This window comes from Rossellomorea sp. ABR4_012, assembly GCF_056159545.1.
In genome coordinates, this window is the sequence record NZ_JBSWVK010000005.1 from 268,256 (window position 1) to 281,782 (window position 13,527).

General features: G+C 41.2%; 16 protein-coding genes. 4 read left to right on the forward strand and 12 right to left on the reverse strand.

What is annotated here, in order from left to right; genetic code table 11:
- Nucleotides 1-64: 64 nt before the first annotated feature.
- From ACXAFV_RS19485 to ACXAFV_RS19500, 4 genes are all read right to left on the reverse strand, one after another.
- A complete protein-coding gene (locus ACXAFV_RS19485) occupies nt 65-286 on the reverse strand; it encodes a YuzI family membrane protein (RefSeq protein ID WP_475128899.1) in 222 nt (73 codons plus the stop codon).
- Between the two features lie 88 nt (nt 287-374).
- Complete coding sequence (locus ACXAFV_RS19490; protein WP_475128900.1) at nt 375-1,178, reverse strand: DUF2268 domain-containing putative Zn-dependent protease; 804 nt, start codon at nt 1,176-1,178, stop codon at nt 375-377.
- A gap of 115 nt (nt 1,179-1,293) precedes the next feature.
- The gene (gene fabF / locus ACXAFV_RS19495) at nt 1,294-2,535 is read right to left on the reverse strand and encodes a beta-ketoacyl-ACP synthase II (protein ID WP_475128902.1); all 1,242 of its coding nucleotides are present in this window, start codon (nt 2,533-2,535) and stop codon (nt 1,294-1,296) included.
- 42 nt (nt 2,536-2,577) lie between these two features.
- Nucleotides 2,578-3,510 (reverse strand): beta-ketoacyl-ACP synthase III, encoded by a 933-nt coding sequence (locus ACXAFV_RS19500; protein WP_475128903.1) that lies wholly within the window; start codon nt 3,508-3,510, stop codon nt 2,578-2,580.
- A 198-nt stretch (nt 3,511-3,708) separates the two neighbouring features.
- Between ACXAFV_RS19500 and ACXAFV_RS19505 the strand changes: the two genes are divergently transcribed.
- Nucleotides 3,709-3,903 carry a hypothetical protein gene (locus tag ACXAFV_RS19505; protein ID WP_475128905.1) on the forward strand — a complete coding sequence of 65 codons (195 nt, stop codon included), beginning with the start codon at nt 3,709-3,711 and terminating at the stop codon, nt 3,901-3,903.
- A 142-nt stretch (nt 3,904-4,045) separates the two neighbouring features.
- On the opposite strand, the gene ACXAFV_RS19510 is transcribed toward ACXAFV_RS19505, so the two are convergent.
- From ACXAFV_RS19510 to ACXAFV_RS19525, 4 genes are all read right to left on the reverse strand, one after another.
- Nucleotides 4,046-4,234, reverse strand: coding sequence for a ComZ family protein (locus ACXAFV_RS19510; RefSeq protein WP_475128906.1), 189 nt, complete (start codon nt 4,232-4,234; stop codon nt 4,046-4,048).
- The gene (locus ACXAFV_RS19515; protein ID WP_475128908.1) at nt 4,234-5,202 is read right to left on the reverse strand and encodes a BMP family ABC transporter substrate-binding protein; all 969 of its coding nucleotides are present in this window, start codon (nt 5,200-5,202) and stop codon (nt 4,234-4,236) included. The genes ACXAFV_RS19510 and ACXAFV_RS19515 overlap by 1 nt, the downstream gene beginning before the upstream one ends.
- A gap of 127 nt (nt 5,203-5,329) precedes the next feature.
- Nucleotides 5,330-6,049 carry a hypothetical protein gene (locus ACXAFV_RS19520; RefSeq protein ID WP_475128909.1) on the reverse strand — a complete coding sequence of 240 codons (720 nt, stop codon included), beginning with the start codon at nt 6,047-6,049 and terminating at the stop codon, nt 5,330-5,332.
- Between the two features lie 21 nt (nt 6,050-6,070).
- Entirely contained in the window at nt 6,071-6,814 is a 744-nt protein-coding gene (locus tag ACXAFV_RS19525; RefSeq protein ID WP_475128910.1) for a hydrolase, read from the reverse strand.
- Between the two features lie 244 nt (nt 6,815-7,058).
- On the opposite strand from ACXAFV_RS19525, the gene ACXAFV_RS19530 reads away from it, so the two are divergent.
- Nucleotides 7,059-7,244: a YjzD family protein gene (locus tag ACXAFV_RS19530; RefSeq protein ID WP_475128912.1), complete on the forward strand. Its 186-nt coding sequence runs from the start codon at nt 7,059-7,061 to the stop codon at nt 7,242-7,244.
- Between the two features lie 44 nt (nt 7,245-7,288).
- Here ACXAFV_RS19530 and clpB read toward each other — a convergent pair whose 3' ends face one another.
- Nucleotides 7,289-9,886, reverse strand: coding sequence for an ATP-dependent chaperone ClpB (gene clpB, locus ACXAFV_RS19535; RefSeq protein WP_475128914.1), 2,598 nt, complete (start codon nt 9,884-9,886; stop codon nt 7,289-7,291).
- A gap of 166 nt (nt 9,887-10,052) precedes the next feature.
- Complete coding sequence (locus tag ACXAFV_RS19540; RefSeq protein WP_032089181.1) at nt 10,053-10,232, reverse strand: YjzC family protein; 180 nt, start codon at nt 10,230-10,232, stop codon at nt 10,053-10,055.
- A 197-nt stretch (nt 10,233-10,429) separates the two neighbouring features.
- On the opposite strand from ACXAFV_RS19540, the gene ACXAFV_RS19545 reads away from it, so the two are divergent.
- Complete coding sequence (locus tag ACXAFV_RS19545; RefSeq protein ID WP_475128915.1) at nt 10,430-11,239, forward strand: undecaprenyl-diphosphate phosphatase; 810 nt, start codon at nt 10,430-10,432, stop codon at nt 11,237-11,239.
- A gap of 46 nt (nt 11,240-11,285) precedes the next feature.
- Here the strand turns inward: ACXAFV_RS19545 and ACXAFV_RS19550 are convergent, their stop codons facing one another.
- Both ACXAFV_RS19550 and ACXAFV_RS19555 read right to left on the reverse strand, forming a co-directional pair.
- On the reverse strand, nt 11,286-11,594 hold the full coding sequence (locus ACXAFV_RS19550; RefSeq protein WP_175988393.1) for a metal-sulfur cluster assembly factor: 309 nt from the start codon (nt 11,592-11,594) through the stop codon (nt 11,286-11,288).
- A gap of 70 nt (nt 11,595-11,664) precedes the next feature.
- Complete coding sequence (locus ACXAFV_RS19555; protein ID WP_475128916.1) at nt 11,665-12,438, reverse strand: prolyl oligopeptidase family serine peptidase; 774 nt, start codon at nt 12,436-12,438, stop codon at nt 11,665-11,667.
- Nucleotides 12,439-12,671: 233 nt separating this feature from the next.
- Between ACXAFV_RS19555 and ACXAFV_RS19560 the strand changes: the two genes are divergently transcribed.
- A complete protein-coding gene (locus ACXAFV_RS19560; protein ID WP_475128917.1) occupies nt 12,672-13,487 on the forward strand; it encodes a Cof-type HAD-IIB family hydrolase in 816 nt (271 codons plus the stop codon).
- Nucleotides 13,488-13,527 lie beyond the last annotated feature (40 nt).

The window sequence follows — 13,527 nt, forward strand, 5'->3', positions numbered from 1 at the left end:
TACAATCTTATTTGTCAATCAGTATAGGCAGAATAGAGTAAAAATATTCCTGAATCCGCACCTTTTATAGATAGTTGTTATTTTTTCTTCGAGGCAAATAGATCGTTAAGGTAATGATGAGAATGCCGACAAGGAAGAGATAACATTCTACTCTAGTACTTACAAATAGTAAATATTCTATAATGGTCATTCCTGTTGTAAGAAGGTTTAAATAAATGATCAGACTTACCCCTCCGGAAACAGCCAGTCCAAAACCAATAAATAATACAAACATACGAAACACCATACCTTCCGCCTCTACCCTCTTTTTGCTTGTCCTTTTATACTATAGTTTATGTCAAGCAGAGGGATATATGACGAAAACGGGTGTTTACCTATTGCAATTCAATGGAGGCTGGGACCTTTTTATCTGGTAAGAAGAAGGAAGATGGTTTCCCCATGTACAGATTAGTCACTGCTTTCTTATTTTTCCTGGCATTTTCCACCAGATAATAACCTGCAGCATAACCAAGCATTTTAGGGTAGCTTTTTTGACCAAGAAGCAAATGATCATGGAGCGGATTTACTCGCGTAATGTTAAGATTGGGCTTAATCAACTTTTCATAATAATGAGAGAGTTCTTTGTCTCCGTAAGCCTTCGTCCATGCCGCCACATACTCTTGACCGCAGTACTCACGAACAGCATGTTCGGCAAGCCCTTCAAATATGATTGAATCTAATAAAGTGTAGTCTTCATCTTTCTTTTTCAATCTGTCCATCCTCACACAATGGTGATACTCATGAACAAATAACGCCTCATATTCTTTAATATCTTCCTGTTCTTTCAAAAATAAATAAATTTCATCTTTGAAGCACACGCCTGACTTTTTCATGGAAGATTGAAAAAGTCCTCTTGTCTCCTGCACCGGCAGCAGATAAACAGGCACATTCGGGCCATCCCATCTTTTTCTATATAGCTTTTCAAGCTTCATATATAAATCCCATAGTTTGTTTTCCTTCATGGACTCATAAATTTTTTTTGCAGCCATTGCAGGACGGTACATTCCATGCTTCATGAGGTAATGATACAGGGACTCCACGTCGTCAGATCTACCCTGTTTAGTTTTCTGTAAGATCGCCAATGGATTATCCAGGGATTCGGCCAGCCATTCATCTGTCGGAGCGATTGTCACATTCATCCCTCTTTCTCTTTTTTAAATATATATGTAGAAAAAGAGATTTTAGTAACTGATGATTCGAGACTAAAAATGAAAAGAAGCGCACGAATATTGATTCGTGCGCTTCAAAAATCCATTATTTTGTGTATTTCTTGAACACCAGCGTGGCATTGTGGCCGCCGAACCCAAGTGAGTTGCTCATCGCTACATTCACTTCACGTTTTCTGGCTTCATTTGCTACATAGTCAAGATCGCAATCCGGGTCTGGAGTATCAAGGTTGATTGTTGGCGGAAGAATACTATCTTTCATAGCCAATACAGTGAAGATGGCCTCCACTCCTCCAGCAGCTCCCAATAGGTGTCCGGTCATTGATTTAGTGGAACTCATGGCAAGTTTGTAAGCATGCTCCCCGAATACTTCTTTGACTGCCATTGTCTCGTATTTATCATTATATGGAGTACTTGTACCGTGGGCGTTGATATAATCAAGTTCCTCAGGTGCCACTCCTCCATCATCAAGAGCCATTTTCATTGCTCTTGCGCCGCCTTCCCCGGCTGGTGCAGGTGCTGTAATATGATGGGCATCTCCCGTACTTCCGTATCCTACCACTTCAGCATAGATTGTTGCTCCGCGTTTTAAAGCATGTTCCAGCTCCTCTAATACGACAACACCAGCTCCTTCTCCCATTACAAATCCATCGCGATTTGCATCGAATGGACGTGAAGCTTTCTCTGGATCAGTATTGGTTGAAAGCGCTGTGTTGGCACAGAATCCTGCAACGGACATTTTTGTGATCGGTGCTTCCGCTCCGCCTGAAATCATGACATCGGCATCTCCGCGCTGAATGACCTTAAACGCATCACCGATTGAATTGGTTCCCGTTGCACAAGCTGTCACGGTACAGGAGTTAACTCCTTTTGCTCCAAGCATGATCGAAACTTGTCCAGTTGCCATATCAGGGATGATCATCGGTACGAAGAACGGACTTACTCGGCGGTAACCGCGTTTTTGGAAGGTTTCATACTGGTTTTCAAATGTCTCCATTCCACCAATACCTGATCCTATCCACACCCCTACCCGATGGGCGTTTTCATCGTTGATCTCTAATTTAGAATCCTTTACGGCCATCATTGAAGCTGCTACCGCATAGTGAGTGAAGCGGTCCATCTTTCTTGCTTCTTTACGCTCAACATATTCTTCTATATCAAAATCTTTTAACTCTGCCGCCACTTTTGCAGGGTAATCATCTGCATTCAGCCTGGTCAATGGGCCGATACCGGTTTTCCCTTCCAAAATGCCGTTCCAGGTTGATTCTACATTATTCCCTAATGGTGTTACTGCTCCTAAGCCAGTTATAACAACACGTTTATTGTTCATTCGATCCATCTCCTTTTAAACAAATTATAGAAGAGTTAACTTTTATTTACCCCAGCGCATCACAATCGCGCCCCACGTCAGGCCGCCGCCGAATCCCACCATGACTACGACGTCATCTTCTTTTACTCTTCCCTCCTGCAGATCTTCTACCAGTGACACTGGAATGGAGGCTGCTGATGTATTGCCGTATTTATTAACCGTTTTAGACATCTTTTCAATCGGAAGCTCTAATCGTTGTCTAGCAGCTTCCATGATACGGATATTTGCCTGATGAGGAATCAGGAAGTCTACGTCCTCTTTTTTTAATCCGGCTTTTTCAATTACATTGACGCTTGATTCACCCATTTGGCGAACAGCAAATTTAAATACTTCCCTGCCGTTCATCACGATGTTTTCTTCTTGATACAAGTGTTTTGCTCCAGAACCATCCGCTCCAAGTTCGAAGGCGAGTATTCCTTTTCCGTCAGATACAGGCCCGAGAACTGCAGCACCTGCAGCGTCTCCGAATAGTACAGCTGTATTTCGATCGTCCCAATCTGTAATCTTCGATAGCTTTTCTACTCCTACAATGAGAACGTTTTTATAAACACCATTATCAATGAATTGTTTTGCAGTAATTATACCATACATGAAACCTGCACATGCCGCACTGATATCCATCGCAGCAGCCCTTTTTGCCCCAAGTCTATCCTGCAATAAGCAGGCAACCGAAGGAAAAGGCTGATCGGGTGTAACAGTTGCAACGAGAATCAAATCAAGATCTTCAGGTGTGATCTCCGCGTCAGCGATTGCTTTCTTAGCCGCCTCATAAGCCATATCGGAAGTATCTATTCCCTCTCCGGCTACACGTCTTTCTTCAATTCCTGTCCGTGTTCGAATCCATTCATCAGAAGTATCGACCATTTTTTCTAAATCTGCATTTGTTAAAATCTTTTCAGGAAGGTAACGCCCAATTCCGATTATCCCTGTATTCATACTGGCATCCCCTGCTTTCTTTAATTTTCGTTCTCCCTATACAATAAGTTTATTATCAATTATTATGACTTGGTACTAATTTTAACGAAAATCGTTTATTTGTGCAATGTTTTTATGATTTCCTTAAATCTAAACATACGTCCATACTCGTACAATCCCTCATTACATAAATTATTACCAAGAGAAGGAGGTGTTATGATGGGAGAGTCAAATGAGATGCACCCACTGGATAAATTAATGTACGGCGAACGTAAGGCAGACAAGGCGAATCGAACTCCGGCAAGGGAAAGTAAAACCTCTCCAGATCCATTTTCACATCTTGATTCCATTATGCTGACCATTGATAAACTCAAACCTCTTTACCGGGAGATGAATAGATGGCTGCGCTTTTAATTGCAAAGATCTTGCAAAGATCTAAAAACAACCAAACTTCCTCTTCCACATAGAATTTGCCACTAACGCTAATGAAAAAAGAATCAGAATTTACAAATAGAACAAAAAAAGACTGCCCGGCTAATGAGCAGTCTTTTTTCTATTAATCGTTATGTACGGCATCTCTTTTGCCTAATTCATATGCTTCTCCCATTACCTGGGTGAAAAGAGTCATGAAAGGCTGGAGCATTTCAGGCGATAATTCAATGCCCGCTTCATCCAGCGTCTGCTTTGCTTGTGGTAAGTACTTCATTGCGATCTGCATAAATTCCATCGATTTGTCGTGATTCATTACTTTGCTTCCTTTCCGTTTGGTAATTTTCCTGTTTCGATATAGTTTCTGACATGCTGATTGATAGTAGTTTGGAATTCCTCCGGGACCAAGGGGCTGAATTTCCCCATAGTAATAACACCATCTTTAAAATCAAACTCGAGAACCCCTGATGATAGCTCCCCTTTTGTGTACTTATCCGACACCACTTCATATAGCTTATCAGCATGTTGGACGGTGCTTGTCAGGACCGTGGACTCACCCAGATCAGACTGATCAGATACATACCCGATCGCAAACAACCCCCGCTCTTTCAGTTCTTCTAGAACAGCTACATTATAGCCATCTCCAGCAGGATAGACAACATCCGTACCCCTGCTCACTAATGAATTCAACCGTTCCAAAGCTCTCGGTTTGTCATCCCAATCCCTCGTGTATTCAACGTTTACCTCAATATCCTTATTCTGATAATTCGCTCCATCAATAAACCCTTGTACTTCAGGCTGCCAATCAAAGGCAGCAATCACACCAACATTATCCGTTTTAGTATGATGGGCTGCTGTCATGCCGCCGAAAAATCCCATCGAATACCCTTTAAACTTTAAACTGGTTGTGTTCTTCTCGGAAGCATCACCATTAAAACTTACAAAATGGATATCCGGGTATTCACTAGATAGTTGATTAAATATATCTGAATATTCACTTCCATGACCAAAAACCAAGTTAACATCGTCATTTTCATAATCCTTAATTGCCTGTTCTATTGATGTATCATTGTTCATGCTCTCTTTATAAAATACGTCTACATCGTGTTTTGATTGTATTTTTAATAATCCTTTGTATCCTTTTGTCCCCCAGACCCCATCATTTACTGTTTCTGGAACAAGTAAACCCACGTTTTCTAATTCACCGGAGGCTTTTCCGTTCATACATCCGTTTATTCCAAGTGCAAAAACCGCCAGAATGAGGAAGTTTAGTTTCTTTTTCATGTGCAGCAACTCCTTTAAAGCTCATGCAGCGCCGATAAAAAGAATCAATAGAAAAATATTACACCAATATGTCCATTTTACCTTTAACGGTATTCATATAAAAGAGAAATTTTTCTTATTCCTGTTTTCACAGAGAGTTCATTCTCTGTTTCTGATCCATCAAAATGGTTTCATGTGATTTAGTGGGATGTACAATGATGGTATCACCTTCAAAGCTTCGTTCTTGGACAGAAGGAATAATGGGCTCATCAGTTATATAAGAAAGGGCTTCTTTCCAGCTATTTTCGGAAAGGGATTTCAACGAGTATGTCCCATTGGCCCCTGAATGTTTAATAATGCAGTTTGCAGCATCTTTCACATAAATGGCACCACTGGGGTCATCTGCATAATGAGGTTTTTCATCCTTCATTCCCCGCAGCACCTGAGAAAATAGGAAGTGTGAAGGTTGATGTGCGCCATAAAGTGTCGGGAGAAAAAAGGTGGTCGAATTATCTTTACTGGATTCCACGCTTCTTTTTCTCTCAGTTTGGTTGGAAAAGATTTGAACGATTTCGGGGAGGTCTTCACTTTGAGCATACATTTGTTCTATCAAGGAGAGGCATTCGAAACTGCTCCCATTGAATTGGTCATAATAAGGGAGAAACAATCTGCATTCAACTGGCAGTTCCCGATCCCAAGTGTGTGTAGGAACGTAATGAATGTTAGCGTTTCTCCCTATTTCCAACCATTTATCTTTTGTTTCTTCAGCGTCATCAACAGCTGTCACCGTCCATCCTCTTTCCAGCAGAGCATTACAGAGTTCAAACCCCAAATATTGCTGGGCGGCAAGCACAATTGCATGGTTCAAATCACTCACTCCTAATCAAGACTATAATTCTTTTTCGTGCAAAGAGAAGTAAGAGGTGAATTTCAATCCAAGTGAATCTCTTTTTTCAGGCAGCACATAAAAGAGATTTGTTGAACATCCTCTGACTAAACGATGGTTATATATATCTTTTATGAGAGGGAATTGATTTTTATAACGATTAACATTATAGGATTGAACAATATAAAGCGGAATAGGGATGTCCTTAAACACTTCATAATCATGTTCGGATTGCATCAGAACCTGTTCATAGTCTTCTTTCTTTACTCCCCTGGATTCAGCCAATTCTTTTACCAGCCTTTTATAAAAGAATTTTTGTTCCTTTTCCTGCTGGACCAGTTCGTAAAGGGAGAGGCACGGCGTGAGCATCACCACACTCCGTATATCGTCTTTCATTTTAGAATAAAGTTCTTTGAATACGAGTGCCCCCATCCCCTCCGTCAAGATATGAATCTTGCCATTGATGATTTCTGTCCTTTTTACATATTGATATAGCCTGACCGCTAACTGCACTGCCTGACCGCTACCCCAATTGGCTCCATATAGATTGCTGTAGTAAACGATGTATCCTTTGGCCATTAGATCTTTAATCCATTTTTTCCTGGCTTCATGCTGCTCCCAAAAGCTGGTTTTATCATCTACATAATGGTGATGGTCACCAAGGATCATAACAGCAAATCCATTGGGTCTTTCAGGATAATGAATCATGCACCACTCTTGATCTAATTGAAACAATCGCTGATTCATTGGAATTCTCCTTTTACATAGTGAGTCATTACAGTTTATGTACAGAAAGAAGTTTTGAAAGGAAGTTTGCCTATAAAAGGAAAAAATATGAACGAGTCATTTGCTGCTGCAGAGCGGATGTTAAGGGTTACATTTTCACATATTCGCCATTTATTATTTAAAATAGGTATGGTATGATTAAAAAGATTGGAAATGGTGAGATTCCATCTACATATGGATTAAATAGAGGAATGAGGTGACTGGCGTGAGATTTTTCTGGACATTTTTCTGGGCTTTTGTTTTGACACAAATGTTAACTTACGTTGTAAGTTCAATGAACGGATTAAAGTTTCATTTTGAAACAGGATTGATCCTTTCAATTGGAGTGACGATTTTACTATTTGTTATTACATTGGTAATTCCAAACGACCCTGTTGAAGATCATCATTAAAAAGCAGCCTGTTGCAGGCTGCTTTTTAATTTACATTTAATTTGCTAACGAACCAAAAGAGTCAGCCCTTCATCCCCCGCATCAATCATGACTTCTTTATTTTTTCCGATATTTCCTGCAATCAGTTCCCTTGCAAGTTTTGTTTCAATTTCCTTTTGGAGATATCTCTTTAATGGGCGTGCTCCGTAGACAGGATCGTATGCGGCTTCCGCGATGAATTCTTTTGCTTTTTCTGTCATGTTCATTGATATTTGCTGTTCTTCCACACGTGACTGCAATTCTGTAAGAAGCTTTCCAATGATTCCTTTGACATTTTCGATACTGAGCGGCTTAAATAGGATGATGTCATCCACGCGGTTCAGAAATTCAGGTCTGAACGAGCCTCTCAGCTGCTTCATCACCATATCTTTTGTTTCATCATCAATTTCTTCTTCCCCTTTATTTCTTTCCAATAAATAGGATGAGCCAATGTTGGATGTCATGATGATGACCGTGTTTTTGCAATCAACCGTTCTGCCTTGTGAATCAGTAATTCGTCCGTCGTCAAGCATCTGCAGTAAAATATTGAAGACTTCAGGATGTGCCTTTTCGATTTCATCGAGCAGGATCACGGAATAAGGCTTCCTTCTGATGGCTTCTGTGAGCTGGCCGCCCTCTTCATAGCCGACATAACCAGGAGGTGCCCCAACCAGTCTCGATACCGCATGCTTCTCCATATATTCAGACATATCAATTCTTATCATCTGTTCTTCGCTATCAAATAAAGTGTGTGCCAGTGTCTTGGCGAGCTCTGTCTTACCCACTCCGGTAGGACCAAGGAATATGAAAGAACCAATCGGACGATTGGGATCTTTGATTCCCGCTCTTGCACGGATCACTGCATCGCTGACAAGTTCTACTGCTTCATCTTGCCCGATGACACGTTCATGCAATATCTGATCAAGCTTCAAGAGCTTCTCTCTTTCACCCTCGACCAGCTTTGTTACAGGGATTCCGGTCCATCTGGCTACGATGTTTGCAACTTCTTCTTCCGTCACTTCTTCTCTTACAAGCCTTCCCTCTTGTTCCCTCATCATTTCTTGTTCAACTGCCTGAAGTTCCTTTTCCATTGCTGGAATCCTGCCGTGTCTAAGTTCTGCAGCCTTATTTAAGTCATAATCGCTTTCCGCTTCTTCAAGCTGGCGCCTCAGCTTCTCCAGCTCTTCCCTTTTTTCCTGGACAACCCCTATGCTTTCTTTCTCCTTTAACCATTTAAGCTTCATCGTGTCGGCTTTTTCTTTCAGATTACTTAAATCTTCCTTGATCCGGCTTAAACGTTCCTTACTTTGTTCATCTTTTTCTTTCATGAGTGCCGCTTCTTCAATTTCAAGCTGCATCACTTTACGGGTCACTTCATCCAACTCGGAAGGCATTGAATCAATTTCCGTACGGATCATTGCACATGCCTCATCAATCAGATCAATCGCCTTATCCGGCAGGAAACGATCTGAAATGTATCGGTCAGACAATCTTGCAGCTGCTACAATTGCGCGGTCATGGATATTGACACCATGGTGAATTTCAAACCGTTCCTTCAATCCTCTCAAAATTGATACTGTATCTTCCACGTTCGGCTCCTGTACCATCACCTGTTGAAAACGCCGCTCCAATGCCGGGTCCTTTTCGATATATTTGCGGTATTCATTCAGCGTAGTGGCCCCGATACAGTGAAGTTCACCCCTGGCAAGCATCGGTTTCAGAATGTTGCCGGCATCCATTGCACCTTCTGTCTTGCCTGCTCCGACAATCGTGTGCAATTCATCAATGAACAGCAGGATCTTGCCTTCGCTTTTTTTCACTTCCGTTAGCACGGCTTTCAATCTTTCTTCGAATTCTCCGCGAAATTTTGCACCTGCCACAAGAGAACTCATATCGAGTTCAAATATGGTTTTATCTTTCAGCCCTTCCGGAACATCCTTCCTGACAATCCGCTGGGCAAGTCCCTCGACGATTGCTGTCTTCCCAACTCCCGGTTCACCGATCAGAACAGGGTTATTCTTCGTTTTTCTAGATAGGATCCGGATGACATGGCGGATCTCACCGTCCCTGCCGATGACGGGATCTATTTTGCCTGATTTGACTTCTGCTACGAGATCCCTTCCATACTTTTTAAGTGCTTCATATGTAACTTCAGGATTTTGCGTATTCACCTTTTTTCCCCCTCTTATGGAAGTAATTATCGTTTTCAGCTGTTCTTGAGTGATTCCCTTTTCCTTCATATATCTAATGACGGGATGATCAGTTTGCTCAAATAAGGAAAGGGCTAAATGTTCAATCGATAGAAAATCATCCCCCCATTTTCTTTGGAGTTTTTCTCCTTCTATGAACAGTCGGTTTACATCATTGGATACATATTGCCCATATTGAACTCCAGAACCTTCCACCGCTGGAATTCCCTTCAGCTTTTCCTGAAGAAAATCGTATAGTTCGCCCGTATTTATACCTGCTTTTTTATAAATGGATGTAAGAAGTCCATCCGGGTTTTGAATGAAAATGCTCCACAGGTGAAGTATTTGAATATCGGTATGCTTATGATCTTTCGCAAGTTGGCCTGATGCGGCAAGTCCTTCTTGAATGCTGTGTGTCATGGATTCAATATTCATGTGCTTCAACACCTCTTCTTGACCTTTATTGACCTTTATTTTTATTATATCTCCTTCTCACGAAAAATAAAAAGAAAAAGAACAAGAATGACCGTATGACCAAGGAACTTTTTAACCAATTCCCGGTATTCTCTACGGTAATCCTTGTTCTTGAAAACTCTCTTAATTAAGGTTTTCTCATGTATGTCCAGTGGCGGTTGTGATTTGAATTCTCAGGAAACCGGTCTCCCGCTTTCATTTTCAGCTTTTGAGGATTGTTTACGTTGCTTCCGGTTTCACCAATTTCGATATAAATTCCATTATTCGGCGCTTTTTCTCCGCCCCTGAAATGTCTTGGTTGTCCCATTATGATACCTCCTCTGTTTGAAGCATGGCTTCCTTTTTATTTTCTTCTTCGTGATGATGTTCATGCATGCCAGATGAAGGTATCTTCTTGAATCATTAGATTACGGTTTGATTAACATTCAGAAAAAGTCTTTACAGTCTGTCACTATTTGGTGTTAAATAAAAAAATGTGGAGAAATTACGCTTGGAGGATATGTAATGGATTTTTATCTGATAGTGAAATACTTATTTTTAGGAATATTCCAGGGCTTTACTGAACCTATTCCTATTTCATCGAGCGGTCATCTCGTTCTCGCACAGTACTTTCTGGGAATTGAAGAACCGGGATTGACCTTCGAAATTTTAGTGAATACAGCTTCCTTATTTGCAGTTTTATTAGTGTATCGTGAAGACATTTGGCGTCTGATTGTCAATGGCTTAGGTTATTTTAAAGATAAATCACCAGAGAACAAACGCGATTTCCATTTTATTGTGTACCTAATCATAGGTACGATACCCGCTGGTGTCATTGGAGTGTTGTTTGGCGATGTAATTGAGGCGCACCTTTCTTCAGTTGTGACAATCGGGATCACTCTTATCATTACCGGAACAGCTTTATGGCTTATCCGTAACCTGCGCGGGAGAAAAAATGATGGGGATTTGAACGTGAAAGATGCCCTTATCATCGGTCTCGCTCAAGCAGTCGCACTGATTCCGGGTATCAGCCGCTCAGGTGCCACAATTGTTGCAGCCATGGCCCGCGGCATGAAAGCAGAAACAGCACTGCGCTATTCATTTCTTTTATATATCCCGGTCAGTTTCGGGGTCATGCTTCTCGGGATCAAAGACCTGATTGAAACGCCGCCCGCAGCATCCATGACAATGCCTTATCTACTGGCATTCTTCGGTTCATTGATTGCATCTTACTTCTCTTTAAAATGGTTCATGAACATCATGGCTAAAGGGAATCTCAAATATTTTGCTTTTTATTGCTTGATTGTCGGAATACTGGTTGTAATATTTATTTAATCATTTAAAAAAGCCCCTTTTCATTTGAAAAGGGGCTTTTTTATGATCATGTGATGCCTAATGCAATCTTTGCGTAGCGTGACATCTTATCCTTGCTCCATGGCGGATTCCATACGATATCCACTTCTGTTTCTTTTACTTCAGGAATGTCACTTAATGCTGCCTTTACTTGATCGACGATTGTCCCAGCCAGCGGGCAGCCCATGGATGTAAGCGTCATGGTGACTGTCGCTTTTCCTTCTTCATCCAGATCTACATCATACACCAATCCTAAATTGACGATATCTATTCCTAATTCAGGGTCCACAACCTGTTCAAGTGCTCCCATCAAATTATCTTTAAGGTCCTGATCCATCGTTACACTCTCCTTTACTGTACTTCATCTTATCATTATCTTATCAAAGAAAGCCAATGAAGACAAAAGGTTAAGCCGAAAGATGCTTTTCGAACCATTCCACAAGCTTCATGACGCCTTCTCTAGAAACCTTATGGTCAGCTTTATCATCAGCGACAAATAAGATGTTGTCTTCATTCCCTTCATATGCAGGTAAAATACTCTTATAAAATTCTTCTGTCAGATGAAATGGAACGACCTTATCTTTTTTTCCATGCCAGAACATAAGCGGGCGTCCCTTCAGTTTTTCCGGCTGCAGACTTAAGTCATAGTGGGACAATTCATTCAGGATTGCCTGCACCTCCTCCTCACTGAACGGCAGCTGGTAACCTGCAGATTTCAAATGTGCAAGCTGTGCTTTTGCAAACTTCACATAAGATGGATTCCCCATAAGTGAGACGGCAGAAGAAATCCAGTCATACTGTGTCAATGCTCCAAGGGTGACAATCCCTCCCATCGAGGTGCCTGCTACTCCTATTCCATTCTCCAACAGTAAACCTTTTTTCTCAAAATGCCCTTTCAAAAGTGAAAGTTCATGAATGCTGTTCAATACGATCTTCCAGAAAACGCTGCCCAGCTCCTCTTCCGTTTTCCCAGTCGCTCTTTCACCATGCTCTAGACAATCCGGAAGTACGACACGGAAGCCTTTTTCAGCCAAGTAGTAGGCATAATGGAGATTATGCTCTTTCGCACTAGTGAATCCATGTATAAAAAAGCACAGCGGCAACGGATTGTTTTTTTCTTCTTCTTTTACAAGTTGAAGATAAGGAATGTCCTCTATGTTTGATTTCTCAACTACGATCATGGTTACTTGCTCCCTCCTGTACGCTGATAACAGTAATATGATATCCTAGATTTTACAGTATGTATAATATTTAAAACCCGCTTTTGTAAAAAAATCATTAATTTCGATTTCATGATATGGACAGCCTTCACTGTCTGCTTATACACTATGCTTACAGCGATGGTTTGCTGTATCATACATATTAACACACTCTAACCGTTTCACTACACTATAAAGAATTGGAGAAATACAATATGAATTCACAAGAAAAACACTTAATAGTATTGGATTTGGACGGAACACTATTGACAGACGAAAAAAAGATTTCATCAAAAACTCTTCATACATTGGCACAAGCAAGAAGGCAAGGCCACGAAGTGATGATTGCTACCGGCCGTCCTTACCGTGCCAGCGAAATTTATTATAAGCAGTTAAATTTAGGGACGCCGATTGTCAACTTTAATGGTGCGTTTGTGCATCATCCCACAGACGAGACCTGGGGGACATTTCATACCCCTATGGATTTGCATGTGTCTAAGCAGATCATTGAAGCATGCCATGACTTTCCGTTTCGTAACATCATCGCTGAAGTAAAGGATGATGTATACCTTCATTATCATGATGAAAAACTGATCGATGTCTTCATGATGGGTAATCCATCCATTTCAACCGGGGATATCCGTGAATTCCTCTCAGAGAACCCTACCTCCATGCTGATTCATGCGGAAGAGGAAGATGTGAAAGACATCCGTGCACACCTTGATGAAGTTCATGCAGAAGTGATCGATCACCGCAGATGGGCTGCACCTTGGCACGTCATTGAAATTGTCAAAACAGGATTAAATAAAGCTGTCGGCATTGAAAAAGTCGCTACTTCCCTGGACATCCCCCAGGAGCGCATCATTGCGTTCGGAGACGAAGACAACGACTTTGAAATGCTGCAATATGCAGGCACAGGAGTTGCAATGGGGAATGCCATCGATAAAGTAAAGGAAATCGCGAACGAGATTACCTTGACAAATGAAGAAGATGGTATAGGAAGATATCTGCAAAACCGCTTTAATCTTTAATGGCAAGAGTGGGAATTTTTTTTACTGTAAACACTTCCGA

Bases quoted from the DNA above. Each gene is read 5' to 3' on its own strand.
- ACXAFV_RS19485 (WP_475128899.1), bottom strand. From the start codon at position 286: ATGGTGTTTCGTATGTTTGTATTATTTATTGGTTTTGGACTGGCTGTT.
- ACXAFV_RS19490 (WP_475128900.1), bottom strand. From the start codon at position 1,178: ATGAATGTGACAATCGCTCCGACAGATGAATGGCTGGCCGAATCCCTG.
- fabF (WP_475128902.1), bottom strand. From the start codon at position 2,535: ATGAACAATAAACGTGTTGTTATAACTGGCTTAGGAGCAGTAACACCA.
- ACXAFV_RS19500 (WP_475128903.1), bottom strand. From the start codon at position 3,510: ATGAATACAGGGATAATCGGAATTGGGCGTTACCTTCCTGAAAAGATT.
- ACXAFV_RS19505 (WP_475128905.1), top strand. From the start codon at position 3,709: ATGGGAGAGTCAAATGAGATGCACCCACTGGATAAATTAATGTACGGC.
- ACXAFV_RS19510 (WP_475128906.1), bottom strand. From the start codon at position 4,234: ATGAATCACGACAAATCGATGGAATTTATGCAGATCGCAATGAAGTAC.
- ACXAFV_RS19515 (WP_475128908.1), bottom strand. From the start codon at position 5,202: ATGAAAAAGAAACTAAACTTCCTCATTCTGGCGGTTTTTGCACTTGGA.
- ACXAFV_RS19525 (WP_475128910.1), bottom strand. From the start codon at position 6,814: ATGAATCAGCGATTGTTTCAATTAGATCAAGAGTGGTGCATGATTCAT.
- clpB (WP_475128914.1), bottom strand. From the start codon at position 9,886: ATGAATATTGAATCCATGACACACAGCATTCAAGAAGGACTTGCCGCA.
- ACXAFV_RS19540 (WP_032089181.1), bottom strand. From the start codon at position 10,232: ATGGGACAACCAAGACATTTCAGGGGCGGAGAAAAAGCGCCGAATAAT.
- ACXAFV_RS19545 (WP_475128915.1), top strand. From the start codon at position 10,430: ATGGATTTTTATCTGATAGTGAAATACTTATTTTTAGGAATATTCCAG.
- ACXAFV_RS19550 (WP_175988393.1), bottom strand. From the start codon at position 11,594: ATGGATCAGGACCTTAAAGATAATTTGATGGGAGCACTTGAACAGGTT.
- ACXAFV_RS19555 (WP_475128916.1), bottom strand. From the start codon at position 12,438: ATGATCGTAGTTGAGAAATCAAACATAGAGGACATTCCTTATCTTCAA.
- ACXAFV_RS19560 (WP_475128917.1), top strand. From the start codon at position 12,672: ATGAATTCACAAGAAAAACACTTAATAGTATTGGATTTGGACGGAACA.